The organism is Brevibacillus centrosporus (assembly GCF_046622605.1).
GTDB lineage: Bacteria > Bacillota > Bacilli > Brevibacillales > Brevibacillaceae > Brevibacillus > Brevibacillus centrosporus.
The window spans coordinates 5,915,769-5,941,432 of record NZ_CP176856.1 but is presented as its reverse complement, the minus strand read 5'-3'; the positions used below and the strand labels follow the sequence as shown (position 1 = coordinate 5,941,432).

At 46.8% G+C, this 25,664-nt stretch carries 20 protein-coding genes; 3 read left to right on the top strand and 17 right to left on the bottom strand.

Features of this window, described 5'->3' with window-relative positions:
* The first annotated feature begins 16 nt into the window (after positions 1 to 16).
* Positions 17 to 910 (top strand): tyrosine-type recombinase/integrase, encoded by an 894-nt coding sequence (locus ACLIN2_RS29590; RefSeq protein ID WP_411502926.1) that lies wholly within the window; start codon positions 17 to 19, stop codon positions 908 to 910.
* Positions 911 to 931: 21 nt separating this feature from the next.
* On the top strand, positions 932 to 1,609 hold the full coding sequence (locus ACLIN2_RS29585; RefSeq protein WP_411502925.1) for a hypothetical protein: 678 nt from the start codon (positions 932 to 934) through the stop codon (positions 1,607 to 1,609).
* A gap of 149 nt (positions 1,610 to 1,758) precedes the next feature.
* On the opposite strand, the gene ACLIN2_RS29580 is transcribed toward ACLIN2_RS29585, so the two are convergent.
* From ACLIN2_RS29580 to ACLIN2_RS29570, 3 genes are all read right to left on the bottom strand, one after another.
* A complete protein-coding gene (locus ACLIN2_RS29580; RefSeq protein ID WP_411502924.1) occupies positions 1,759 to 3,990 on the bottom strand; it encodes an Ig-like domain-containing protein in 2,232 nt (743 codons plus the stop codon).
* A gap of 120 nt (positions 3,991 to 4,110) precedes the next feature.
* The gene (locus tag ACLIN2_RS29575; RefSeq protein ID WP_411502923.1) at positions 4,111 to 7,332 is read right to left on the bottom strand and encodes an S-layer homology domain-containing protein; all 3,222 of its coding nucleotides are present in this window, start codon (positions 7,330 to 7,332) and stop codon (positions 4,111 to 4,113) included.
* Positions 7,333 to 7,678: 346 nt separating this feature from the next.
* The gene (locus ACLIN2_RS29570) at positions 7,679 to 8,962 is read right to left on the bottom strand and encodes a TolC family protein (RefSeq protein WP_411502922.1); all 1,284 of its coding nucleotides are present in this window, start codon (positions 8,960 to 8,962) and stop codon (positions 7,679 to 7,681) included.
* A gap of 288 nt (positions 8,963 to 9,250) precedes the next feature.
* Here ACLIN2_RS29570 and ACLIN2_RS29565 point away from each other — a divergent pair, with 288 nt between their 5' ends.
* Complete coding sequence (locus ACLIN2_RS29565) at positions 9,251 to 9,904, top strand: YigZ family protein (protein ID WP_122960770.1); 654 nt, start codon at positions 9,251 to 9,253, stop codon at positions 9,902 to 9,904.
* Positions 9,905 to 10,003: 99 nt separating this feature from the next.
* On the opposite strand, the gene ACLIN2_RS29560 is transcribed toward ACLIN2_RS29565, so the two are convergent.
* From ACLIN2_RS29560 to ACLIN2_RS29495, 14 genes are all read right to left on the bottom strand, one after another.
* The gene (locus ACLIN2_RS29560; protein ID WP_411502921.1) at positions 10,004 to 14,503 is read right to left on the bottom strand and encodes an S-layer homology domain-containing protein; all 4,500 of its coding nucleotides are present in this window, start codon (positions 14,501 to 14,503) and stop codon (positions 10,004 to 10,006) included.
* A 180-nt stretch (positions 14,504 to 14,683) separates the two neighbouring features.
* Positions 14,684 to 15,784 (bottom strand): glycosyltransferase family 4 protein, encoded by a 1,101-nt coding sequence (locus ACLIN2_RS29555; protein ID WP_092268242.1) that lies wholly within the window; start codon positions 15,782 to 15,784, stop codon positions 14,684 to 14,686.
* 27 nt (positions 15,785 to 15,811) lie between these two features.
* On the bottom strand, positions 15,812 to 16,549 hold the full coding sequence (locus ACLIN2_RS29550; RefSeq protein ID WP_411502920.1) for a WecB/TagA/CpsF family glycosyltransferase: 738 nt from the start codon (positions 16,547 to 16,549) through the stop codon (positions 15,812 to 15,814).
* 70 nt (positions 16,550 to 16,619) lie between these two features.
* Positions 16,620 to 17,078 carry a 3-hydroxyacyl-ACP dehydratase FabZ gene (gene fabZ / locus ACLIN2_RS29545; protein WP_092268244.1) on the bottom strand — a complete coding sequence of 153 codons (459 nt, stop codon included), beginning with the start codon at positions 17,076 to 17,078 and terminating at the stop codon, positions 16,620 to 16,622.
* Positions 17,079 to 17,236: 158 nt separating this feature from the next.
* On the bottom strand, positions 17,237 to 17,758 hold the full coding sequence (locus tag ACLIN2_RS29540) for a CDP-alcohol phosphatidyltransferase family protein (protein ID WP_092268245.1): 522 nt from the start codon (positions 17,756 to 17,758) through the stop codon (positions 17,237 to 17,239).
* A 140-nt stretch (positions 17,759 to 17,898) separates the two neighbouring features.
* Complete coding sequence (locus ACLIN2_RS29535) at positions 17,899 to 18,147, bottom strand: DNA-directed RNA polymerase subunit beta (RefSeq protein WP_092268246.1); 249 nt, start codon at positions 18,145 to 18,147, stop codon at positions 17,899 to 17,901.
* A 31-nt stretch (positions 18,148 to 18,178) separates the two neighbouring features.
* Positions 18,179 to 19,012 carry a flagellar hook-basal body protein gene (locus ACLIN2_RS29530; protein WP_411502919.1) on the bottom strand — a complete coding sequence of 278 codons (834 nt, stop codon included), beginning with the start codon at positions 19,010 to 19,012 and terminating at the stop codon, positions 18,179 to 18,181.
* Positions 19,013 to 19,027: 15 nt separating this feature from the next.
* Positions 19,028 to 19,996 (bottom strand): flagellar hook-basal body protein, encoded by a 969-nt coding sequence (locus tag ACLIN2_RS29525; RefSeq protein ID WP_411502918.1) that lies wholly within the window; start codon positions 19,994 to 19,996, stop codon positions 19,028 to 19,030.
* Positions 19,997 to 20,002: 6 nt separating this feature from the next.
* Positions 20,003 to 21,019 (bottom strand): rod shape-determining protein, encoded by a 1,017-nt coding sequence (locus ACLIN2_RS29520; RefSeq protein WP_122926912.1) that lies wholly within the window; start codon positions 21,017 to 21,019, stop codon positions 20,003 to 20,005.
* 80 nt (positions 21,020 to 21,099) lie between these two features.
* Positions 21,100 to 21,384 carry a sporulation transcriptional regulator SpoIIID gene (spoIIID, locus tag ACLIN2_RS29515; RefSeq protein ID WP_055745664.1) on the bottom strand — a complete coding sequence of 95 codons (285 nt, stop codon included), beginning with the start codon at positions 21,382 to 21,384 and terminating at the stop codon, positions 21,100 to 21,102.
* A 203-nt stretch (positions 21,385 to 21,587) separates the two neighbouring features.
* Positions 21,588 to 22,319 carry a peptidoglycan DD-metalloendopeptidase family protein gene (locus ACLIN2_RS29510; RefSeq protein WP_411502917.1) on the bottom strand — a complete coding sequence of 244 codons (732 nt, stop codon included), beginning with the start codon at positions 22,317 to 22,319 and terminating at the stop codon, positions 21,588 to 21,590.
* A 90-nt stretch (positions 22,320 to 22,409) separates the two neighbouring features.
* On the bottom strand, positions 22,410 to 23,420 hold the full coding sequence (gene spoIID / locus ACLIN2_RS29505; RefSeq protein ID WP_092268251.1) for a stage II sporulation protein D: 1,011 nt from the start codon (positions 23,418 to 23,420) through the stop codon (positions 22,410 to 22,412).
* Between the two features lie 135 nt (positions 23,421 to 23,555).
* On the bottom strand, positions 23,556 to 24,881 hold the full coding sequence (murA, locus tag ACLIN2_RS29500; RefSeq protein ID WP_411502916.1) for a UDP-N-acetylglucosamine 1-carboxyvinyltransferase: 1,326 nt from the start codon (positions 24,879 to 24,881) through the stop codon (positions 23,556 to 23,558).
* Positions 24,882 to 24,899: 18 nt separating this feature from the next.
* Entirely contained in the window at positions 24,900 to 25,646 is a 747-nt protein-coding gene (locus tag ACLIN2_RS29495; protein WP_092268253.1) for a YwmB family TATA-box binding protein, read from the bottom strand.
* Positions 25,647 to 25,664 lie beyond the last annotated feature (18 nt).

Here is a 25,664-nt window from a genome sequence, read left to right as displayed (position 1 = left end):
AAAGGAGTGTTTCCATTTGATTGCATTATTTGAAGCGATAGAAGAGTTTGTTACCTATCTGAAAATCGAGGTTAATAGAAGCAAAGAAACCTATACAGGGTACCACAAGGATCTTTCGCAGTTTCATCGATTCTACCTAGAACGATGGAAAGTGGAACCTTTTGTCGACGAAATTGAACCATATCATTTGCGGTCGTACCTACGATACGTCGCAGAAGAAAAACACTACAAGACAAACAGCATCATTCGTACCGTGGCCACCTTTCGCTCATTCTTCCGTTTCCTCGAGCGAGAAGAGTACATCAGCAAAAACCCTAGTCTGAAAATCGATGCGCCAAAAAAACCAGAAAGTATCCCTCGCTTTATCACCAAGGAAGAGATCGAGCGGATTTTGTCCGCCATCTCTCAGGACAAAGATCAAGGAAGGCGAGATTACACCTTAATCCAGGCATTGCGCTACACAGGGCTTAGGGTATCCGAGCTAGCTAATTTAAAAATTAATGATGTAAATCTTCATGAGGCCACTATAACCGTATGGCATGGAAAAGGGGACAAATACAGGATCATTCCCCTGCATCCCGAACTTGCTCCGATTTTAAAAGAATACCTGGACAATGTTAGGCCAGATAGCAAAGATCCGCACTTCTTTGTAACCAAGAAAACGGAAACGAAGATTACTACCGGCTACATCCGAGTGATACTGCACAAGGCTACTCAAGAAGCCGGCATTACAAAGAAGGTAACTCCCCATGTCTTACGACATTCATTTGCTACTTCGCTTTACAAGGACCACGGAGTGGATTTGCTACGAATCGGTAAATTACTTGGACATGCTTCCCCTCGGGCAACATCCATCTATACACATACAACGCCTGAGCATCTGCGTGAAGCGTTGGAAAAACTATCATAAAGGGAACAGGAGGTACTGACTGTGGAATCAAACGAACGTGTTGATGTGATTCTTGATTTGTTTCGTGAGGGGCATTCTGCTGAGGAAATTGCTGATCTGCTTGGTTATAAAGGTAAAGGTGGAGTTAGTGGCTATATGCGCCGACACGGCTACCGTTTCGATTGGACATTAAAAAATTATGTGAAGGACCCGCTGATGAAGTCTATCGAATCCTCTTCTTCTTCGGACATCTTGCTTGCAAATGGCAACAACATGAAACAAGCAAAAGTTGTAAATATGCCAGCAGGTTCAGGCAATGTATTACAAGAAAATGGCCAGACAATAGCAAATGATAGCCAGCAAACAGAAGCAAGCCAGGAACTCCAAGAAACCTATAAGAACTTGCAAGAGTCAAATGAGAAATTGGTAGAGTTGAAGATTGTTACGAAAGAGGAAAGGAACAAGGAAGTTTTGCCGATGGATCTGGTGCAAAATCTCAAGGAAATTCTGCAGCATAAAGATCAGTTGCTGATGATGGTGACAGATCAGCCTAAGGAACTGTATATGAAACGTTATAGGGGCCCAGCGGTAACCAAAACGGTACAGATCCAGGCGCAACTATCAGATCGGCTTACGGGATTTGTGAACAATACGGGTTACACGGTAAAGGATGTCATGAATAAGGCCGTGGAGGACTTTTTGAAGAGGTATGGAGGATAAGAGCCCGTTTGGGCTCTTTTTTGTACTAGGAAAGTCGACCTTGGGATTATTACTGAAAGATAAGACAAGAAGAAAGAGCCTACCCCTTTCGAGGTAGACCCATTCTCCACTTCTTTTGCTCTAGTTGAGCTTATGAAGTAACGCTTCGATTACTTTGCAACAGTTACAGAAGTGAATGTTGCAGCAAGGTTATCACCAGCATCAGCTACTTCATAATCATCAGTAGGCTTGATAGTGATAGCTTTTGCATATTCAGTAGCTGTCAATGCATCAGCAAGAGTAATTTTAAACGTTTTGTTTGTTGTATCAGCAGCTACGATAGCTTCTACCGCACCAGCTTCAAGAACATCACCAACATAAACTTTGTAATCAGCAGCATCTCCATCCAGAGTTGCAGGATCAAGTGCTTCTGTAAAGCTCAAAGTGATTGTTGTAAGATCATTCTCAAGTTTAGCAGAAACCAATTGAGGTGCAGTGTTATCTTTGAAGTTAATTACTTGAGTATAAGCATCAGCAGTATTACCTGCGACATCTTTAACTCCTGTGAACTTGAATTCACGATCAGCATCAACATCAAACTTGTTTGCATCAATAGTCAATACTACGTGACGATTGTCGTTGTTAAAGTATGCGGACTTAAATACTTTAACACCGTCAACTGTGTAGTTGTTAACATCGATTGCACTTGCGCCAACATTTTCGTTAAACTCAACTGCAACAGTACCAGCATTTGCTGCATCAGTGTAAACAGCAGTGCCAACTACTTGTGGCTTAGTAGTATCTTGAGCGTTATTCAAAGTTACGTCAAGAACGTATTCCTTGCTGTTACCGTCAGCATCAGCAATTACATCCTTTGGAAGAGTTACTTTGTAAGTACCAGCTTCGATAGTAGTAACAACGTTAGAAAGATCTACTTGAACTTTGTTGTTGTAACGTGGTGTCAGGCTATCAATGTCAGCATCAGCAACTGTTTTCAATACACCACCAGGTGTCAGTACAGTTCCAGTACCTCCAGCATCAACAACATCCTCACTGAAAGTGATTGTTGCAATTTTGCCTGCTACCGATACATTTTGAACTTCTGGAGCAGTTGCATCTGCATTAAATGGTACGTTCTTAGTAACGGCAGTAATAGGATTACCAGCCAAGTCTTCTTGAGCGGCAAATGCATAAGCAGTTACCGAGTCATCAGCCATTGCAGGTACATAGATAGTGTACTTCAGACCAGTTGCATCTACCAATACTTCATAGTTTGCATCCAGGTCAGCTGCCGTAGCCACTGCAGTAAGAGCATTAGTATTCAATGTTCCCAGTGCAGACAGTTTTTCAGAGAAAGTAACTTCAATCAGGTTAGCAGATTTTGCTACAACACTTGTAACTGTAGGAGCTGTTACATCTGCAGATCCCGTTTTGAAAGTAAGTTCATACTTGTTGTTATTCAAGAAGTTACCAGCCAAATCTTTTGCACCAACGATAGTAACTACATACTCTTTACCATCTGTCAGAGCAGCTGTATCTACTGTAACCACTTTTCCAGACAGAGCTGCTGGAGCTGTTACTACTGCACCAGTTTCCTTATCTTTCACAGTTACAGTGCCTTCTGTTTGAAGGAGCTCACTGAAGTTGATAGTCAACTCATCAGCAGCTTTTACATAGTCAGTTGAGGAAACAACTGGTTTAGTTGCATCTTCTACAAAAATGGATTTTGTTTCTTCGTTGAGGACAGATCCATTCTCGCCAAGAATTGTATTTCCAAGAGAAGCAGTTACAGTAATGTAAGTTTTGTTTGTCAGTACATCAGCTGCATCCAAAGTGATTGTTGCAGTTTTCTTGTCAGCAGACAACTTTACAGAAGCACCTGCAGCAAGAGCATTTCCATTAAGTTCATAGTTAGCAGCGTCTGTTGCTGTAATTTCATCAACAGCTGCACCAAACTTAACTTCAACTGTTCTCAGGTCAATAGCACTTACAGACTCAACTTTCAGATCACCAGTTGGAGTGTCGATAGCATCGTTACGAGGATCGTAAGTACCATCAGCAGAACCATCAGCTTTGATGTTGGAGTATACGCCTTCGAACTTGTCAGCTGTCAGGTCTTTTTTAGCACTGTCGAAATCAGTTGCGCTCATGATTTCAGCGATGGAAGCACCTTTACCATCGAAGTCTACATAGATCAGGTTTCCGAAACCAGCAGAACCAATTTCAGTGCTGAATTGATCCAGTGCAGAAGAACTCATACCGCCCAACAGTGTGTTCATGGAATAATATTTGTCTACATTTCCGCCGATGTACAGACCGGATTTTGGTGCAGCAAAAGCAGAAGCTGCCATGCTGGCAAAGACTGTAGCGGAAAGAACAGATAGAGCTACTTTTTTATTCACGTACTACCCCTCCGTAAGTTTGATAGGAAGTTTCTATTTTTTGTAGAGAGTATGTAAGAAACAACGGAAGGAGGTACCTCCCTCCGTTGTTCAACTCTCATGAGCGTTAGACGATGCTAATTACTTAGCTTCGAAAGTAACGTCTGCAGTATCTTCTTGACCTTCTTCGGAACCAGTTACAACCAGTTTACCAGTTTTAGCAGTAGACTTAGCAGAGAATTCGAAGGTTACTTTGTTACCATCGATTGTGCCAGTGTACTCTTTACCGTCGACTGTCAGAACAGCTTCTTCAGCTTCTTCTTTCAGGTCAACTACCAGTTGGTAAGCAGTTACGGAACCGATAGAGAACATGGAACCAGTCACTTTGGAATCAACTGCATCCCAATCGTCGCCAGGTGTACCTGGATCAACATCATCACCCAATTGGCTCAGGAAGTCAGCGATTTCAGTGTCAGTGATGTCTTCTTCGTCGATGTAGTCTTCAGTACCAACTACCAGTACGTAGTCGAAACGGGAACCGTCATCGTCAGTGTCGATCAGGATGAGCAGATCGCCTTCATCTACACCGTCGATACCAGTGATATCATCCCACGCATCGATGAATGCAGTAGAAGATTGAGTGTACAGTTTTTTGCCGCCAGTAGTCGTGATGGTGTTGCCATCAACGTCATCTACTTGTGCAACTGCGATTGTGTCGATGTTGTTTTTGTCCCATTTGGACTCAGGAAGTGTAACGCGTGCATCGATAGAGTTGATAGCACCGTCAACAACTTCAACTACATCGTCAACAACAACTTCATCATCGGAGTTTGTATCGAAAGCGATGAAGTCACCACGTTTGATACCATCATCCAACAGGTTTTCTTTCTCGTCATCCAATTTGAACTCTTTTTGAACAACAGCGCCGGATTCGTCTTTCACGAGAACCACGATGCTATCTTCTCCACCTTTGGAGGAGTAGTTCAATACGTAACCGAATTGAGCGTCTCCACCCAAACCGTCACCTTCAACTACGAAGATTGCATCTACTTCTTCGCCATCTTCATCCAACAGGTAGTAAACTTTCAGATCGTTCTCATCAGCGATGTCTTTGAACTTCGCGATGCCAGCATCTTTCAGTTCAGGACGTTTTGCACTTGTATCCAAAGTACCAGTCATGTCGAAGATTGCAGTGTCGTCAGTTACTTCAGCGTCACCAACAACATCGTCGTCTTCGTCAGCCAGGTCATCCCACTCTTGGCCATCTGCATATTGCAGCTCGTCAGTGTTCAGGATTTTCACTTTGCTTACTTCACCTTTAGTATCCAAAGTTACTTCCAGCAAAGCGAGGCTGTCATCGTTCTTAGGAGACAGGATTTCGAGCAGATCGTCTTCGTTCAGATCTTCGTCGCCGTAGTCTACGCCATCAGCGTTTTCGATGTCATCTTTCTCCAGGGAGATAGACATTTTCTTACCTTTTTCAGTCATAACTACGAAAGCATACTCATCATCAGATGCGCTGTAAACAGCTGCACGAGTAACGATTGCTTTCAGTTTGCGATCGTCTACGCTGTCTTTTGTTTCAACGTGACGGATACGACCGGAAGCATCCAGGTACAGTTTTACATCTTCGCCATCCAAGTCGCCAAGCAGATCCCAGTTTTTGGAATCGATTTCTTTAACGTCTTTGTTAGCGTTGTCGGAGTAGGAAGTACCAGTGCGAGCACGGTAAGTTTTGTCTCCAACAGTCAGACGAACGTCTGTAGCGCTACGAGTAACTACTTTATCTACATTACCTTCAACTACAGTGCGGGTAGCAAATACCAGCAATTTCTCGTCATCGCCATCAGCATAGTACACGCTGTAAACGTCCATTGGTTTCAGGTCAGCCAGTTTAGCTGGTTGGCCATTCAAGAATACCAGGAAGTCTGTACCTTCATCGAGGTCATCCAGATCGCTGAATTTACGGCCATCGAGGTTGTCGATTTTCTTTTTGTCAGCGTCGATTTTCTCGATCACTTCGGAACCATATTTAACACCTTTGTTAGATTGGTCGAAGGATTGATCATCGATAGCGTGAATGTACACGATCTCGTTGTTTTCGTTCAGAACCAACTTCACAGATACAGTGTAATCTTGAGCAACTTTGATGATGTCTTTCAAGCCATCGATTGCATCGAGGCGTTGGAAGTTGTAAGTAACTTCTGCATCTTCGCTGAAACGGTAGGATTTACCGCTGGAATCCAAGGACAATTTCAAATCTTCCAGATCGGATTTGCCCTTCAGACCGTCACCATTAGAGATGGTTTTGCCATTCAGTTGGAAAACGTCAGTGCGGTCCATAACCACTTCTTCGTCTTCGGAACCTTCCATCCATACGATTACGTTTTCTTTGTCATCTTTGATCCACACTTGTACGTGTTGACCAGCGAATTCGTTAGGGTTGATACCGTCTGCTACTTTGTAAGTAGTGTTACCCAGACCAGCATCTTTACCAGCCAAAGTTACTTCGTTGGATTTGATTTTGCCCAAGCCGATAGCTGGAACGTTGGAAACTACTGGCAAGTCATCGGAATCGTTATCGGAATCGTGAGCCCATTCCATGTCACGAACAGTAACGTCCAGGTATTTAGTCAGAAGAGTTTCGTCAGTTACGTTGAAACGGATGTCAGTACCGTATTCAACTTGCTCCATCAGGTCTACGCGAAGAGCGTTGTCCAGCATTTTGAAGATGTCGCCGCGAACTGCTGCATTGTTAGGGTTGTTGATACCTTTTGCAATGTTCAGCTCGGAAGCTTTGGAGATCATGCTGTTTGGCCATACACCTTTAACGGATGGCTCATAACCCAGAGCGCGAACGATCATGGTTACTGCTTCAGCATAAGTAACTTGGTTTTGTGGTTTGAAAGATTTGTCCGGGAAACCTTTAACGATTTCTTCACCGGAAGCTACGTTTACGAAACCAGCAAACCAGTCAGTGGATTTAACATCTGTGTAAGTAGTGTTGAATTGAGCCAGTTTAGCACCTTGCTCAAGTCCGCGAGCGCGAACGATCAAAGTAGCAAACTCAGCGCGAGTGATGGTTTTGTCTACACCGAATTCGCCGTTGCCATAACCTGCTACCAGGCCAAGAGCTTCCAGACGTTTTACGGTTTTCTCCATAGCAGCATCCATTTTAGGAGCTGTAGTTGTGTCCTCTGCTGCGAAAGCCATTGGAGCAACAGTAAGTGCGAGGGCACTAGCCAGTACACTGTTAACGACCTTTTTCATAACCTTGTGTTCTCCTCCTCTAGTATAAACAAATTGTTCTTGGGGAATATTTGTTGTTAATCTATCTTTCTTTTTAAAGCCCGAATCCTGCAAGCGCGTGTCACCTCCTTTCGCAGGACAGCTTCGCTTTTTTGTGTTAAAAATCTCTAGTATATTCAGTATTGTGTAAAATGCAACAATCACTAGTGTAACACAATTGCTAGAATCCGTGAATCTTTTTTACACAATTCCCCGTTTTTCGTGTGACATCCTATTAAACGCCTCAGCTCAGCAAAAGTTGCGGCGCCTGAGAAAAAAAGTTTAAAGATTTTTCCGTGGTCTTATTCACCTGTAATATGTAAGCTGTGACATCGGCCACAACTCGTATTATAGGGTACGCCACTCAACATGTCATCATTGAACCTTTTTCCAATTCCATTCAAAAACTTACAAATCTTGATTAGTTTCCGAGAGCTGTTTCAAAGTTTACGACAGCCAGGTTGTATTGAAGAATGGCTTTTTGGTATTGGTTCTCACGACTGGACAATTCTTCCTCGGCTTGAATGACTTCCAGAGTCGTTGCGAGACCATTTTCAAAGCGCAAATTGGTCAAGCGATAGCTTTCCGCTGCCGAATCCTTCGCTACTTTCTGGTAATCAATGGCTTCTCTAGCTGCATTCAGATTCAAGTAAGCTTGGGATACCTCTTTGGAGATCGCACGTTTTTGCTCATCGATCGCCAATTTGGATTTCTCCTCATTATTTCGTGCTACACGCCCAGGCAACGTCGACAGAGCAGAATACTCCTCAATCAGTTTCACGTTCAATTGAGCCAGTTTGAGCTCTTCATTAGCCTTCGTTACTTCAATACGCTTGGAGAGTGCCTCTTTTTCTGCTTCTTCCATTGTCATTTTGACAGGGGCAACCTGCTTGTTCGAGGATACAACTTTCCATTCCTTTGTGAGGTCAACACCAAGGAAATCATTCAGATCCATACGAGCTACTTCGACTGCGTTTTTCGCACTAGTCAAGTTGGCCTGAGCACCTGCCAGACCCATTTCTGCTTGCAGGACATCTGTTTTGGCTTTCGTACCTACTTTAAATGCAGCGTTTGCTACTTTCAGCTGTGTTTGGGCACGGGACAAACTTTGTTTTTTCAGTTCCAGATCGTCTTGAGCAAAAATCAGATTGTAGTAAGCCTGTTGAGCTCCCAGCTTGATTTTGCTCTCTGTCGCTGTTACTTGCAGAGCATTAAGTTTTTTGGTCATCTCGGCTTGTGCGTTGTTGACATATTTTCCTTTCGCTGCAGCCAGAGATTCAATCATGTCAGATGGCATGTCAGCAGACGATTTGTAGGAAAGCATTTGGTTAATGTCTGCATTTTTGGCATCCAGACGAACTGTTTGCAGCGTCGCGTTGGTTTCGATCGCCTGAGCAATAGCCTTTTCCAATGTCAGCTCTTCTACACCTGCAACCGGAGCAGTGGTAGCTGGTTTTGAAGTCGTATCATTGGTGGTTGTTGCAACTGCGTCTGTTGCTTTCGCTTCACTAGCTGCGTCCGTTTTCACGTCAGTTCCTTCAGCTGCTGGAGCCGTTGTTGTTTCTTTCGCCTGCTCAGTCGCTGTCGTTTGCTCGGTTGTCGTTGTATTTGCATATGCCGTCAAAGTCCCAGCGCCAATCGCCGTAGTCAAAACTGCCGCCAAACTAATGGTCATCCATTTCTTGCTCGAATAAGGGAAATTCACTCGTTTTCCACTCCTTTATCATTGTGTTGATGATAAAACCTTTCACCACTTGAAATATCTCTGTTTGTCCCAAGATCACTATAACACAGAGTATTCCTTCGCACACGAAAAATTAGTGTAATACCACCATTTTCATATCCGGTCAAACGCACTGTATCATGTATAGAAACTTCCCTCCCCGTTAATTCCATTCTTGCTTCCTAGAATAATACGATTGTGTGTCAAAAAAATTTCAGGATTCGCTTACCAATCGTCGGCATGCTATGCTTTTCTTGAGGTGAAAAGACAATGTTGCAGCAATATAAGACTGTAGCCGGTTATGGAGAAGATATGATCGTAATTGAGCGATCCCGATTTATTGGCTACGCACAGCGCGTGACGACCGAAGAGGAAGCTACCGCTTTTATTGCCATGATCAAAAAGAAGCACTGGGACGCTACTCATAACTGCTCGGCCTTCGTCATCGGAGAAAACGATCAGATCCAGCGCTCGAGTGATGATGGCGAGCCAAGTGGGACTGCAGGAAAACCGATCCTCGAGTGCATCAAGAAAAATGGTGTGAAAGACACGGTTGTCGTAGTGACTCGTTACTTCGGTGGAATCAAGCTGGGCGCAGGCGGACTCGTGCGGGCCTATACCGCTGGAACTGTGACTGCTTTGAAGGCGGCCAAGATCGTCGTTCACACGCTCCATCAAAAAATTTCGGTGAATGTCGATTATCATTGGTGGGGCAAGGTGGAAAACGAGCTGCGCCTAACAGACCAACGCGTAGTCGGTACGGACTACACCGATCGGGTCACTGCCCATGTCTTGATCCCGGATGGTCTGCAGGATGATTTCATCGCTGGGATGGTAGACCTGACAAACGGCCAAGCTAAAATCGAACGCGGTGAAAAAGAATATGTCGAGGTTCCGGTAGAGGCTGTAGGTGACGAAGAATAGGCTCAATCGGGCTTGTAAACACACGAAAAAAGCTGAAGAGGCAGATGACCTCTTCAGCTTTTCTTCTATTATATAGTCGGATTGTTACGCGTTCCTGTTTTACTGTTTCGGGAGCTTTTTCAGTTGAACCATGACGCGGACTGTAATGACTGCCATTTCTGCTCGTGTCAGGGGATTCGTTGGTTTAAAACTGTACGTTGGCTTTTTCGCCGTTGGATCATTAGCCGATCCATTCATCAGCTTCGCCTTGGCAACGACCAGGACGGAAGGCGCTGCATAGTAGCCTACGTCTTTTGCATCCGTAAACATTTTGTTTAAGGACAGCTTGGAAGCTTCGAGTGTGCCCAGCTTCAAGTTCATGGCGCGAGCAATCATGATTGCAGCTTCTTCACGAGACAGTGAATCATCTGGACGGAAGTAGCCAGGCTGCTTACCGCGAATGATACCAGCACGGGCTGCTGTCTCGATGTACTTGTATTCGTAATCCCATTGATCTCGGTTTGGACGCACGTCTGTAAATGTTGGCTCTAACGGATCTCGCTCGTTGCTATCGCGATATGGACCAGCATTGATTGGCAATGCTAATGCCTTTACGAGCATCGTCGCGAATTCACCGCGGGACATATCACGGTTTGCACCAAAGGAGCTGCCGCTGTATGCCGGCATTACACCTTTCGCGTACAGAGTTTCAATCGCATCACGAGCATAATCGTGGTTAACTACGTCATCATATGTTTCTCTCGTTTTCATGACCATGTAGAAGCCGAAGCCTGCGAATGGCACTTGTACCGTTTTGCTGCCTGTATTGACTACCCCGCCGATGTTTCTCCATTCGTCACCGTTGTGGTAGTAGATCGTCAAAATGTTGTTGGCCGCATTCACAATGGATGGATCGTATTTGATCGTGAGTGTACCGCGGCGGCTAGGAACCAGGTTATCTTCCCAACGGCTCTTAAAGTCCTCAGCGTCACCTTCATCGTAATACGGGTCACGTCCACCTGGCGCTTCTGTATCCCCTGCATCCACGTAGTACAGTGGGCTTGCGTAGTTAAAGTTGGACTCGAGAACTAATCTGTCTTCCAAATCATCATCTGCGATGTTGACTTGTCCAGTCGTTCGGTCTGCGATACCGAAGTAAAGCGGTACATCTACGAAGATGTCACCATTTGGATCTTTTACTTCTTGACCCGCGCGGTTGTCATCTGGAGAGAGCAGCACCGTTCCAGCTGGGAATTTCAGCTCAAGCTGCTTTTCAAATACGCTGAACGATACTTTCTTGCCTAATACTTCACGGTATTCCGCACCGTTAACCGTGGAGTTGGCATTGTAAATTTGAATCTGGTCGTTGTAGGTACTGTCACCTACTACGACGGAGAACTTTACAGTATTCAGTCCTTTTTTCAATGTTACCGTAGATGTAAACACATAATAAGTTTCTGGGACTGTTTTACCCAAATCATCATCATAGTAGAAGTCGCGATTTGTTGTGTTCGTGACTTTCGCTTCTGTTTTGCCGAATAGAACTTTGTTTGCATTTTCCGCAAACACTTTTACGACTGCACTATTGCTGTTTACGATGATGTATTGATCAGTTTCTTTTGCTTTCACTGGGGAAAGAACTTCCCAGCTGGAGTAATTTTGTTCAATGTTGATGTCGTAACGAATGACGGTACCGTTGTCATCCTCTGCTACGATCGTGTAGACCGTCGTTCCGCCTTTTTTCAAGGTCAGTGGGAACAGACCGAGCTTTTGCTCTTGTTCAGTTGCATCGGTGACTGCATCCTGGATTTCTTCTACCAGGTCACCGTATTGGCTCGAACTCATTTTCCCTTCAAAGCGGGAACGAGAGATGGAATCGATGTTACGGTCATCATAAATTTCTTCCAGATCGTTGTTCAGAGCTGCATCCAATCGAGCATTCACATACTCTTGATTGGTTGTATCCTGATCCCAGTCTCCGCTCTTATAACGGAAGTCGTTAATCCGTTTTCCGTTTTTCTCGATGTACACATGCGTCGCATCGTTTACGGTAAAGCTAAGCTTGCTCAAGAAATTTGCGCCTGTGCGGTACGAAGAATCTGTCGCTTTTTTCGTCAATTCTTCTGTATCGCCGTTGGAGTTGATCTCCAGTTTTACGTCCTCGACGGATGGAGTCTTGGAGGTATTGTAGGAAACGTTGTAGGTGAAGACGGTTTGTGGATCGTCTGTTAGTAACACCTTCAATACGTTGTTTCCTTTTTTGTAGTTCAGTTTGCCTTTCAGGATACGTAATGTACCTTTGCTAGTATCAATATCGGATGGATCGATTGAAAGATCTACATTGTTCAAGGAAACCTTGACATTGGATGCTTTCAACACATAGTTGTACACGCGAACATCCAGGTTTTGAATGTCATTGTCGCTCTTGATTTGGTAACCATCCTCAAAGCTGCGGACCTGCCCTGTGGAATCTACATAGGTAACTTGCGCGTAGGGCGTAATCCGTACATCCAGGGTGTAGTCAGCAGTTGTAGCAGGTGTTCCTGTATAAGAAATGGTCAGCTTTCCTAAACCTTGCGGGAGTTTTTTTAACTTCAGAGTATAGCTATTGCCTGAACCAGTCAGCGTATAATCTGTCGCAGGATCTAGCGAATTTCCATTATAAAGAATATCCAGATTTACTGCTGAAGCAATGTTTTGTGTCTTAATGGCCAAATCCAGCGGTGAAGTCACAATCGTATTTGCACTAATTGGGGAAAGAATTTGAGAAGTCGATACATTGGTGACTGTTTCAATGATTGGCTTCGTGTTGTCCAGATACTTGAATTGATACTCGTAATTGTTGATTGTAATCCAGCCCGAAGGTGAATCAACCAAGCCCGTTGAGCCTTTTTCATAGTACTGATAGCTCAGACTTGCTTTATAGTTTCTACCGTCTACAAGAGTCCCAGCAGGTATTGGTGCTGTAATCGAGTATTCTGTAAAACCACTTTGTGGGTTTCCGATAGGTGTAAAGTTGGACGTTGTTAGTTGAATGGGCGGAATAGAAGTTCCTGCGTTATCCGTAATGGTCAGCTTAAATTGGTCGAATACTTGCTGACCGGTAATGTCAACAAAGCGCAAGAGTGCTGTACCCGTCAGATTCATTGCCGGTGAGGATGCTGCACCTTGAATAATAACTTGTTGATCAGGAACAAGTGCTACCCCATTTAAAAACGCTTTATAAAACTGATCCGCATTTCCAGCAGAAGTAGTGGCTACCAGAAGCTTGCGAACGAAAGTACCGACTTCTTTATCCTGGTTGAACACGCGGATTTCCAGTGTATTTTCTCCCAATAGAGATGGGATGTTCAAACCGAAGGAGCCAGTACGGTTTACGGATGTCTTTACCGTATCACCTGTGCGCAGGTTTTTCACTTCAACAGTATCTGCGTTTAGTGCTTTCCCGTCCATATTCAGTGTCAGTCGATTAACGGACGGAACTGTAATATAGGTAGGATTGGATGTTACATTTGGATCATTAAGTGGTGTATCGTTAATCTTCAGATCGCTTACAAGTGGAGTATTGTTGTACTGAACATAAAATTGATAATGTTCTTTCGTTACATTACCCACTTTTTCATAGAAGGCGATTTGGTTCAGGCCAGGCTTCAGGCCAATTTCGGTAAAGGTGAAGGTACTTCCATTAATTTGTGGTGCTGTATTGCTTAAATCCTGTACAGTCTGTCCATTGTTCGTAATGATTTTAATGCGTAGGTTCGTTCCCGAAACACCACTGCCAAACGTACCGATCAAGGTAATTTTCGAATCACCGTAGACAACTGGACTATAGGCTGTGGTTCCACCCGAAAAGTTCGTAATAGTAATGGGGCTATTTGTAGAATTGTACTCGTAGTAGATAACGTCACTTTCTCCGGTATTGGAAGCGTACAATTGAATCGCATTCAAACCAGGAGAAAGGTCCAGATCAGGCAGAGGGTTCGATGTTCCACCTGCTCCATATACGGTTCGAACTGTCGTTCCATTTACCCTCACTTCTACTGCTTGCGTTTTGTCTATAGACGTTGGAACCGAGTAGTCATATTTAATTCCCGTAACCGTACGACTAGTAACTGGGATAGGATCTGTCGCATATTCACCCTGCCCAGTGTTTTGGAACTTCAATTGACCCGTTCCAGGCGTAGCAGTACTTGGTACATATTGATAGTAGATCTCTGCTGTATCATTCGTTGGGTCGGTCGTTGTTTTTGGTTTAACGGTTACTTTAGTCACTCCACCGCTGCCATTTAAATAAAAGTCAGGCAGTGTAACCGTTTGACCGCTGAAAGTCTGTGCGTTTACAACGGTTGTTCCATCCACCACAACATCGATACCAAGGCCATTTTTGTTGGCATTGTGTACCATCGTAACCCCTGATATTAGTCGAGTCTTTGTCTTAATTGGGTCAGCGAACGTAGTTCCTGTGCCACTGATAACATAACTCGCCGGTGTTGTAGCACTCGCCCAATTCGACCCCAACGCCGCAAACGCAGGAACCGCCGGCAACACACCAGTGACAAGCATCATCATCGTCAGGCACATGGCAAACCAACGACGAAATTGTTGATATGGCTTCTTCATATTTTCACCTCTCCATATTTTCTGATACTCATGCTACAGCCCGTTTTTGATATAAGCCCGGACTCATACTTCTCCCTTACTTTATCGGAAAAACATCGCTTGTACTTAAGGGTTTCCCCCTAAATAATGGCGAAAAAAAAGCCCCTGCATCTGCAGGAGCTCTTCGTCAACCATTCCAACCTATTGTGTTCTTCTCTGCTGCTCCGCCTGCTTCAAGCGAAAGCGGCGATACGCGTTAATCAGCGGGCGGTGGCGGCGGCTTACCAGGCCGACAATCTCGGTCGCCAGATGTGTGACGATGAGCAGGGCTACCATGACGATGATGGTTGTCCACTTGGTGGTCTTTGTAAGCAGGATCGCCATCGTTCCGAAGAAGATGCTGATCGAGTAGATCGTTATCACCGTGCTGCGGTGGGACAGGCCCATGTTCAGCAGGCAGTGATGCAGATGCCCTTTATCCGGGCTGGAAATCGGCTTTTTGTTCACAATGCGGCGCACGATGGCAAAGAACGTGTCCCAGAGCGGAACGCCCAGTACGACAATCGGGATGATGAAAGAAACGAAAAGTGCTTCTTTAAAGCCCATGATCGACAGGGCAGCCATATTGAAGCCTAAAAAGAGTGAACCGGTATCGCCCATGAACAAGCGGGCCGGATGAAAGTTGAAATACAGAAAACCAAGAATGGCTCCGAGGAGCACAAAACAGTAGATCGCGACTTTGTGATCGCCCATGAGCAGGGCCATGATTGCCATCGTTGCCGTAGCAATCGCTGAAACGCCTGCGGACAGACCGTCCAAACCGTCAATCAGATTGACAGCGTTGGTCACCCCGACGATCCAGAACATCGTGATCGGGATCGCAAGCCAGAAGAGCCATCCGCTGCTGAAGTCAATGCTCCCGGTATACGGCAGATTGACGACACCAATTTTCAAACCAAACGGAATGACGACAATCGCTGTGGCCACCAATTGGCCGAGCAGCTTCCACTTTGGCGAGAGCTGGTATTTGTCATCCAGCATCCCCACAATCATCACAATCGTACTACCGATGAAAATCCCCAGCATTTCCCCCATGCTCGAGTATGGTACAAACAAGAAGAACGCAACCAGATAACCCAGGTAAATAGCGAGACCGCCCATTCGCGGCATGATCCGCGTATGTACCTTGCGTTGATTCGGTGCATCTACTGCCCCTACCTTGATAGCGAGCTTCATGACATAGGGTGTTGCGATAAATGATACGATCAGCGAAGTCAGTAATCCGAAGATCAATGTAGACATCGACTGTTCTCCTCTCTACGGGTGCATCTAGGAGCGGCCACTCCATTTTTCTCTCAAGACTGTCAGGACAAACCGCGGAATAGCGAGCTGGCGCTTCCAGCGGGAAGGCTGGGATGCCAGGCGATAAAACCATTCCAGATGCAGTTTCTGCCAGATAGCAGGGGCACGCTTTACTTTCCCGGAAATGACGTCAAAGCTGCCGCCCACTCCCATCATCAGGGAAGCATTCAACTGATCGCGATACTTGACCATCCATTCATCCTGTCTCGGCGCCCCCAACGCCACAAACAAGAGGTGGGGCTTTTTCTCCGCGATATCTTGCACGATTTGTTCTTCTTCGTCTTGTCGGAAATATCCGTCCCGATACCCGACGACGCGCGCGCTCGGATAGCGCTCAGCCAGCTTTTGTGCAGCCAAACTGATGACCTCCGGGTGCGCTCCCAACAAATATACACTCCAACGGCGCCGATCCGCTTCGGCCATCAAAGCCTCCAGCAGCTCGACTCCCGTAACGCGCTCATAAATGGGTTGATTCGTCCATTTGGCGGCGTACACGATACCAATGCCATCTGGAACGACATAGGCTTGTTCCACAATAGCACGAAATCCCCGGTGTTCTCTCGCCAGCATGACGATTTCCGGGTTGGCGGTAACGACATGTGTCTGTTTTCCGCCCTCGATCCTGTCGACCATGTAGTCCACGCTTTCGCGAAAGCCTCGTGTAGAAAACGGTACACCTAATATACTTGCGACCTGTTTGGTCAATGGTTTCACCTTCAATGTATAAGTTGCCCACTAGCCATTTTACCTGAAAAGAAAGGCACATTCAATAAGATCATGAATGTGCCCCTGCTCCTGCAGTCAGTGCGAACATCAGTCCACCCTCAGCTACTACCTTGCCATTTACCAATGCTTTCCCATATCCTTTTCCTACCGTACCGCGCACCCGGGTCAACTCAACCTCCAGCGTTAGCGTATCACCGGGCTTTACTTGGTCCTTGAAGCGGAACTCATCGATCCCAGCGAACAGTCCGATTTTTCCTTGATGTTCCTCTACGCTCAGCATAGCTACTGCGCCGACTTGGGCCAAAGCTTCCACAATTAGGACGCCAGGCATGACGGGATACCCAGGAAAGTGACCTTGAAAAAACGGCTCGTTGATCGTTACATTTTTCACACCGATTGCTTTTTTGCCTTGCTCCAGCTCTACGATCTTGTCCACCAGCAAAAACGGATACCGATGAGGAATGATTTGCTGAATCTGTACAATATCTAGAGGCGCTTTGATTTCCATATTACACCGCTCCATTTCCATTCTTAACTAGACTTGTCCATGCATGAAGACCCGTCTGCGAAGTGAGACTATAAACAACACCCAACTCCGTTCAAGCGGGGCAGGGGTTAAGATAAAGGAGCGCTTCCCAAAGCGGGAAGTGCTCTTTTTCCCCATCATTACGACCGGTTCAACAAACGAAACTTTCCCAGATAGATCGCGCTCGTGATAAACGAAAACGCAATGACAGACCATAGAATGGCTTCGCTGTATTCATAACGAAACATCACCAAAGGGAATACTAGGTAAAATAATACCGTGGTCAGCTTGCCATATGTATTGGCTGGTACCGTCTTTTTGCCCCGCAGGTGATACACGGCTCCTGTTACGATCATCGCGATGTCCCGCGCAAAGAAAAACAAGGCGGCCCACAGACTGATGCGCTCGGTCAAAAACAACGATGCAATCACTGCCATCATCATTAATTTATCCGCAAGAGGATCCATCATGATCCCGAACGTGGTCACCAGCTTATGCTTCCTCGCAATGTACCCATCCAAAATGTCTGTTAACCCCGCCAAAATCAGGATACCCAAAGCAATCTCTACATGATACGGTGCTTCGGAAAAAAAGACGTACAGGTACAAGGGGATGAGAACAATGCGAAAGACCGTAAGCAAATTAGGAAGATTCACGGATATCCCTCCGTAGTCAGATCGTCACTTCCTTTTTCAACCACTCGATCTATTATACTCTGTGGACAATCGCCCCAACAAGTCCCCGCAAAAAACGCGTGCCCAAACCATTCGGTTCAGCCACGCGCTCTTCTATGACACGTTCATTACGTACCGGCAAACAGCAAGTCCCACATATGCTTGTATGTACCGAGATCAAACACTTCAGAAGCTGGCTCGTGCCCTACGACGCCGTAGCCGATCATCAAACCGACGATCAGTGAGAGGAACAGCAGCAGCGGAACCATCACGATCTTGATCAGGACTATGGGCCAGTTCTTGCCTCTTCGTACGCGTTCTTTGGTCTTGATCTCCTGGGCTTCACGCGGGAATGGTTGTCCCTTTCCTCGATCCATGCTCCTCTCTCCCGTCATCATCAGTAAGTTATTATCTGCTTCGAATGGAGTTGGCAATTCCCATCATCTGATCGCTAATGCCAATCGCGCGAGAATTCAGCTGATACGCACGCTGAATGTTCACCAGCTGAGACATTTCTTCCACCATATTTACATTGGATGTCTCCAAAGCACCTTGGCGAAGAGTCGCGATCCCTTCATCGATGGCATTCACATATTTGCTGTCAGGCGCAGCCCCAGACGCCAGTTCTGCGTCATACAAATTTCCGCCTAATGCCTGCAGTTGATCAGGGTTGTCCACTTTCCACAGACCGATCGGCGCATACTCGGTACCATCCGCAGTCAGCATCCCATCCTTGGAGATCTGAATATCGCGTACTGGCTCCGGCAAAACAATCGGAATGCCGCTATTGTCCGTCAACGTATATCCAGAGGCTGTGTGAAGGACATAGCCTCCCTCATCGTCATTGTATTGAATTTTAAAGGAGCCGTCACGTGTAAAACGATTTTGTTCCTCAATGATTGCTCCCGTAGCATCCTTGATCTTTTTCGTAACGAGGAAATATCCGTCGCCCTCAATCATCAAGTCTGTCGGCACATCGGTCTGTTTCATGTTTCCTTGACCCATGTCCAGCTTGATCATTCCCAGGCGTGCCCCGCTGCCTACGCGCAAGCCAGGCGGCGAATTGCGGTTTCCTTCATCGACTTTGGGCTGCTCGTTCATCGAGTCGGAGAGCAGCTCAGAAAAGGAAGCCACCCGACGCTTGTACCCAACCGTATCGAGATTCGACAGGTTGTTCGACGTATTGTCCAGTGCTTGCTGGATCCCGCGCATAGCGGCAGTAGAAATGTTAAGCGACTGCATCTGTGCTACCTCCTATTACCCGTTTACCCGGCCGATTTCGTTCGCCGCTTTTTCCATGGTGCCGTCAATGGTCGTGATGACACGCTGGTTTGCTTCGTAGGCGCGCAATGCGCTCATCATGCTTGTAACCGTCTGCATCGGATCGACGTTTGCCCGTTCAACCCAGCCTTGCTGTGTTCCATATCGTCCAGCGATAGTTGGAACGGTGTACTGTCCGGCCGCAATCGCCGCCTGATCATTTGCTTCGGCTTCGTCCAGCGCCTCGACTCCTCCGTCACCTTCGTATCGGAAAATGTTGGTGCCTTCCCGAACGAGCTTTTGCGGGTCTGTTACCACATTAAGCCCCAGTCTTAAGTTATTCGGCATCGTTACCAGATCATGGGTTACGGGATCTTCGTACTGCAGCTCGCCCAAACGGCTAATCTTCAGTCCTTGTCCAATATTCAGACCAGTCACAGGGTCGTTCACCCGAATGGCCTGACGATCGTTATCCAATACATAGTAGCCATCTGCCGTGACGAGATACCCATCCGAATTCACATTCCAGTTACCGTTTCGCGTATAGCGCACATCCTCTGGCTGTGCAGGCTGTGCCGCATCCTCCAGCTTCGCTACGCTGTAAAACAGTCTCCGCTCGTTTCCGTCCTGATCTGGCTGGAGGTTGTCCAGCAATGCTACGTCAAAAGGATTCCGCGTCTCAGTGATATCCCCCTGCTTGAACAGAGGAAGAGCCTCCGACATGTAAACACCGGAGTTTAGACGTCCGATAACGGCAGCCTGTCCATCCAAATTGGGATAGCCGGCAATATCAGGACCTTCCTGGTCGCGAATACGGGAAATCAATTGTTCTGGAAAAGCACGCATCACACCCATGTCCTGTTTGAACCCTGGAGTGTTGACGTTAGCCAGATTGTTCGCCAGCGATTCCTGCCTGTTCTGCAAGGCCAACATGCCTGATGCAGACGTATACAAGCCTCTGATCACGTAATCTTACCCCCTGAATAATTTCTTATTCCGGTGCGCTGGTACTTTGTCCAGGTAGTCCAGCATCATTCCTGTTCCTTTGGCTACACACATCATCGGCTCGTCCGCAACCAGTACAGGGACCTTCAATTCGTCCGCCAGAATCTGGTCGATACCGTGCAATAATGCGCCGCCACCGGTCAAGAAAACACCCTTATCAATTATATCGGCAGAAAGTTCCGGAGGTGTTCGTTCTAAAACAGATTTTGAGGCTTGTACAATCGCACTAACCGACTCGGCCAGGGCTTCTTGGACTTCGTTCGAGCGAATCGTAATCGTCTGTGGCAGCCCGCTCACCATATCTCTCCCTCGAATGTCCATTTCGTCCTGGCGCGTATCGGAAACGGTCCCAATCTGAACCTTGATGTCTTCAGCCGTGCGTTCTCCAATCAGCAACTTATATTTATTTTTTATGTACCGCATAATAGCCACATCAAATGTATCGCCTGCTATTTTGATGGAGGATGAAGTGACAATGTCGCCCATCGACAGGACAGCGACATCGGTTGTACCTCCACCGATATCCACTACCATATTGCCCGACGGCTGAAAAATGTCCATACCTGCCCCTACTGCAGCCACTTTCGGTTCTTCCTCGATGTATACTTCTCTGGCGCCGCCGCTGCGTTCAGCCGCTTCTCGAATCGCCTTTTGCTCAACCGAAGTAATATTCGTCGGGCAGCAAATCAAGATTCGCGGGCGAGCAAACATGCTTTTTCCGCCAATCTTGGTCAAGAAGTGTTTCAGCATGGCTTCTGTAATTTCAAAATCCGCAATAACTCCTTCTCGCAAAGGTCGGATCGCAACTATGTTCCCTGGGGTACGGCCCACCATTCGGCGCGCTTCGTTGCCCACAGCCAATACTTTTCTGGTTTTGCTGTCAATTGCTACGACAGATGGTTCATCCAGGACAATCCCCTTGCCTTTTACAAAAACCAAGACATTGGCTGTCCCCAAGTCGATCCCGATATCTTTGCCAAACATGAAAGGTCCTCCCTGTTACCAGTTACATTTCTACCTAATATCATAGGCTCTTCTACGTAAGAGGACAAGGAAATTCTTTCTTACACACTCTCCTCCTGTTCTATTCGAACCTTTTTACTGCGCCGTTTGTACTTGATTTTCGTGGCTTCTCCACCCCGCAAATGTCTGATGGCTTTGTGATATTCCAAAATTTCCTTTACCTGGTTTGCCAACTCTGGATTTATCTCAGGCAGCCGCTCAGTCAAGTCCTTGTGCACTGTACTTTTCGAAACACCGAACTCTTTGGCGATCATCCGGACCGTATTTCGCGTCTCCACAATATATCGGCCGATTTTGATGGTTCGCTCTTTGATGTAGTCGTGCACGTCACTCGCCTCCTTGTATCTACATTGTCTGATACAATATATGGGTGCGTAGGGACACATATTCTACGTTTCCAAGCCTGACAAGCCAGCACGGCCCCATCTTTTTTCAACAGTTTGTACACATTGGGCAAAATTGTCCTTTTTCATGCAAAAAAACACCCGTGAAAGGAGAGCCCTTCACAGGTGTTTGGCAAAATGACCGATTATTGGTTTTTTACTTCCGGTTCACCTTGAATCAAGTATTGCTCCGGATTTACTGACTTGTTATCGACGCGAACTTCAAAGTGAACGTGAACGCCCGAATCCTTTTCGTATTCGTTGCGTCCAGCAGAACCGATAACTTGGCCTTGGGTCACTTCATCGCCTGGTTTCACGACAACATTTTCCAAGCTTTGATACACCGTTACCATTTTATCCGCATGTTCCACCTCGATCACTTTTCCGACAAGTGGGTCGTTTTCCACTTTTACGACCTTCCCTGCCAAAGCAGCTACGACATCAAAGCTTTTGCCATCCGTAGACTTCAGATCAATACCTGTGTGCGGGAAGAAAGAGTTGTTGTACTTGACCAACGCTTTTTGCTGATTGTCCTTGGAGGCTTGCTCATCATAGAAGCTCATCCCCAATTCGTACTGCACTTGTTTGCCAACGGGCCATACCAAAGGTTGCGTTGTACCTGCGACAGGTACCGCTTCTTCGCCTTGTGGCTGTTCAGCCGGGGTTTCGGGAGTCGTCACAGCCACGTCTTCCTTAACGTCTGTCAAATTGGAGACGGTGCTGATGATGCTGCCCTGATACCACATCACAAAAGCGAGAATGATTGCTGCGGTGCCGATGTAGATCGCGGGAAATGCCCATTTCTTACCCAAGACTTTTTTCCATGCACTTGCCTTCTTGAAAGGAATCGGTTGATTTTGATTTTTTTGATCTTCCATTATTTTCATCACCTCATCCCTCAGTATCGCCAGAATTTTGGCGTATAAACCTGAGAGAGAAGGGAAAAGTAAAAATTTGCAGAGACGTAACTAAACAGCCACGAATTTCGTAAAGTTTTGCAGGGAGATTCCTTGATAAAAGTACTTTACGATCTCTTCGGCATTCTTTCCGCTTTTCGCCATGCCGTTCGCTCCCCATTGACTCATGCCGACGCCGTGACCGTATCCTTTGGTCGTAATGTACACCTGGCCGCCACGCAGCTCCAAGGTAAAGGAAGAAGAATTCAAATTGAGCTTCTCCCGAAATTCCCGTCCAGAAAACTCTTTGCCGCCAATGCTGATTTTGCCAACCCGGTTTCCTGTCGTTTTTGCCTCGATCTGAAACCAGGCTCCGTTGGTGGATGCCTCCTGTGTCAATTTGACACCCAGACTCTTTTCCAGCTGAGCGGTAGACATCGTTACTGTCTCTTCATATCGCGGCGATTGAATGTCCCAGGGACTCGGTACGCTTTTCAAGTACGGAATCGATTGTTCCCAGTACTCCCCCGAGTTTTCCGTAAAGCCGTTACTGGTAGAGAAAAAGGTCGCGTCGATCGGCTTTCCATCGTAAGTCAATACGACACCTGCTGTTTCCCGGACGGCTTGCAAAATTCGTTGATTTTTCCATTCGTACTGGTCACCCCACCGTTCACGCCGCTGTGCATCATCCATATACACCTGATGCTGTACGGTATCCAGTACCTGGGCTCCCTTTGGCACATCGTCCAGTTTGCCTTCGTTCAACCTGCGAACGATATAAGTCCTGGCTGCCATCGCTTGCGCCTTTAAGGCTTCCAGTTCAAATTCAGCAGGCATCTCCGCTGCTACCACACCGGCGATGTACGTTTCCAGAGGCATCGTTTCCACCACCTTTTTCTCGGTGCGGTAAACTTTCACCGGTAGAGAAGGCCCTGTGCTGGCAGGTTTGTCCGGAACAGACACGGCCACATCCGCAGTCCCTCCCGTCGAGGCCGTTGGTGAAAAGAAGTAGACCAGGGAAGCCGGAATCGCGACGAGCAAGATCGGCAATACGATGAACCACAGGAGTAAGTAACGTTTCATGCGTCAGATCCTCCTCGCTTTGTAGCTAGACACTGTAATATCTATGTCTTTTGCGCAGGCGGTAGAACGCGAGAATGAGAGAGAAGCGAGAAAGAAAAAAGACCCTCTGCTTTCACAGAGAGTCTCGCTTTTTGTCTATGCAAAATTAGGAGAGAAGCTTACCTTCATGGATTCAGATACGCTCACTTCACGAGTCTTGCTTTCCGGAGTGACGCGTTCGACATCAGCGCCCAATGCCAGCAGCTTCTCCGTAAAGTTCACATAGCCGCGGTCGATGTGGTGAAGGGCAGAAACCTCTGTTTCCCCATCAGACACCAGGCCTGCAAGCACGAGTGCTGCACCTGCACGCAGATCCGTTGCAGCGACTTTGCTGCCAGTCAGCTTGGAGCCACCTTCGACGATTGCACTACGGCCTTCGATTTTGATATTGGCATTCATACGGCGAAATTCTTCCACATGCATGAAGCGATTCTCAAAAACAGTTTCCGTCACAATGCTAGTACCCTCGGATACGAGCAAGAGCGCCATCATTTGTGATTGCATATCTGTTGGGAAGCCCGGATACGGCAATGTTTTCAGGTCGACAGCTTTCAGCGCGCCAGTACGACGAACGTGAATTCCGTTTTCCTGCTCATCCACCTCGACACCCATCTCGCGCAACTTCGCCGTTACGGATTTGAGGTGATCGCAAATCGCCCCTTCTACAAACACGTCTCCGCCGGTAATCGCTGCCGCTACCATAAATGTCCCCGCTTCAATGCGGTCCGGGATCACGCAATGAGTGCACCCCGTCATTTTGTCCACGCCTTCAATACGAATCGATCCAGTACCGGCACCGCGGATTTTTGCACCCATCCGATTCAGGAAGTTTGCCAAATCTACGATCTCCGGTTCCTCTGCTGCATTTTCAATCACGGTGGTTCCCTCTGCCAAAGCGGCTGCCATCATGATATTTTCCGTGGCACCTACACTCGCGATGTCCAGGTAGATTTTCGCACCTTTCAATCGTCCCTCTACACTTGCCTCAATGAACCCTTGTCCGATTTCGATTTTGGCTCCCATAGCCTCAAACCCTTTCAGGTGTTGATCGATCGGGCGGGTACCAATGGCACAACCACCTGGAAGAGCGACTCTAGCTCGTCCTTGTCTTGCCAAAAGCGGCCCCATTACCAGGAAGGATGCACGCATTTTGCGAACGAGTTCATAGGATGCTTCCACGCTAGTTAGCTTGGCAGCATTTACCGTCAGCACTTCATGATCATATGTAAGGGAGATTCCCATCGATTTCAAGAGGTCGCATATTGTCCTGACATCGTCAAGCGCCGGTACGTCTGAGATGACGCAAGTCCCTTCTTCGGCCAGGATAGATGCTGCAATAATAGGGAGCACGGCATTTTTGGCGCCAGAGACTTTCACATTCCCCGACAATGCCTTACCACCGCGGACAATAATTTTATCCAATGTGTACCCCTCCGCGTGCTAATATTCCACTGTGATAATTGGTGTTCCTACGGTGATCCACGTTTTTTCAGCATCGCTGTCACGATGGGTTGCCACCTGTAGATTCATTTTTTGTCCGTTTAACGCAATGAACGGTTCCCACATACGGGTATGCCCGGATATGCTCACAACCGTCTCATCCTGCAAACGTTCGAGCTCTGTTGCTTCGAGGGTCCGAAAAATCGACAAAATCCTACCCTCCTGTTGGTCAACACTCATCTTATCATTGTACATTCCGCGAATACAAGTGCTAATTTGCGGAATAAAGTTGGCTTTTTTCAGGGCTTTCGCGAACGTTTCCTGCATCTCTTCCATATATAGTAGCGTTTGAGGACTTCCCGTCAAGTGCAGCACTACATATGTGTCAAAAGAACCATTTTTGGAAACGGCTGACACCTCATAGCGCAATTGGACGCCCTCTTTCTGAGTTTCGGACTGATACACGATCATCTGGTGTTTTCGCGAGATTTCGACATGGGAAAATGGAATCTCTAGTTGCTTTGCCCAACGCTCTGCCAACCTTTTGACTTCGTCCGGACTCTCTACCAGTCCCATCGCGGTACGTGCACGCACCTGAATCGTTTCTCCAGCAGCTCCGGATTCTTCCAAAGCACGCAACAGTTTTGCGGCAACTGGTTTTTCTTCCTTTGCTTGTGCAGGCATCCAGTAGATAGCCCCCAAGATCACAACCATTGCCAGCATAACGAACCCAGACCATTTCCCCATGTTCAATCCCTCTCCCGT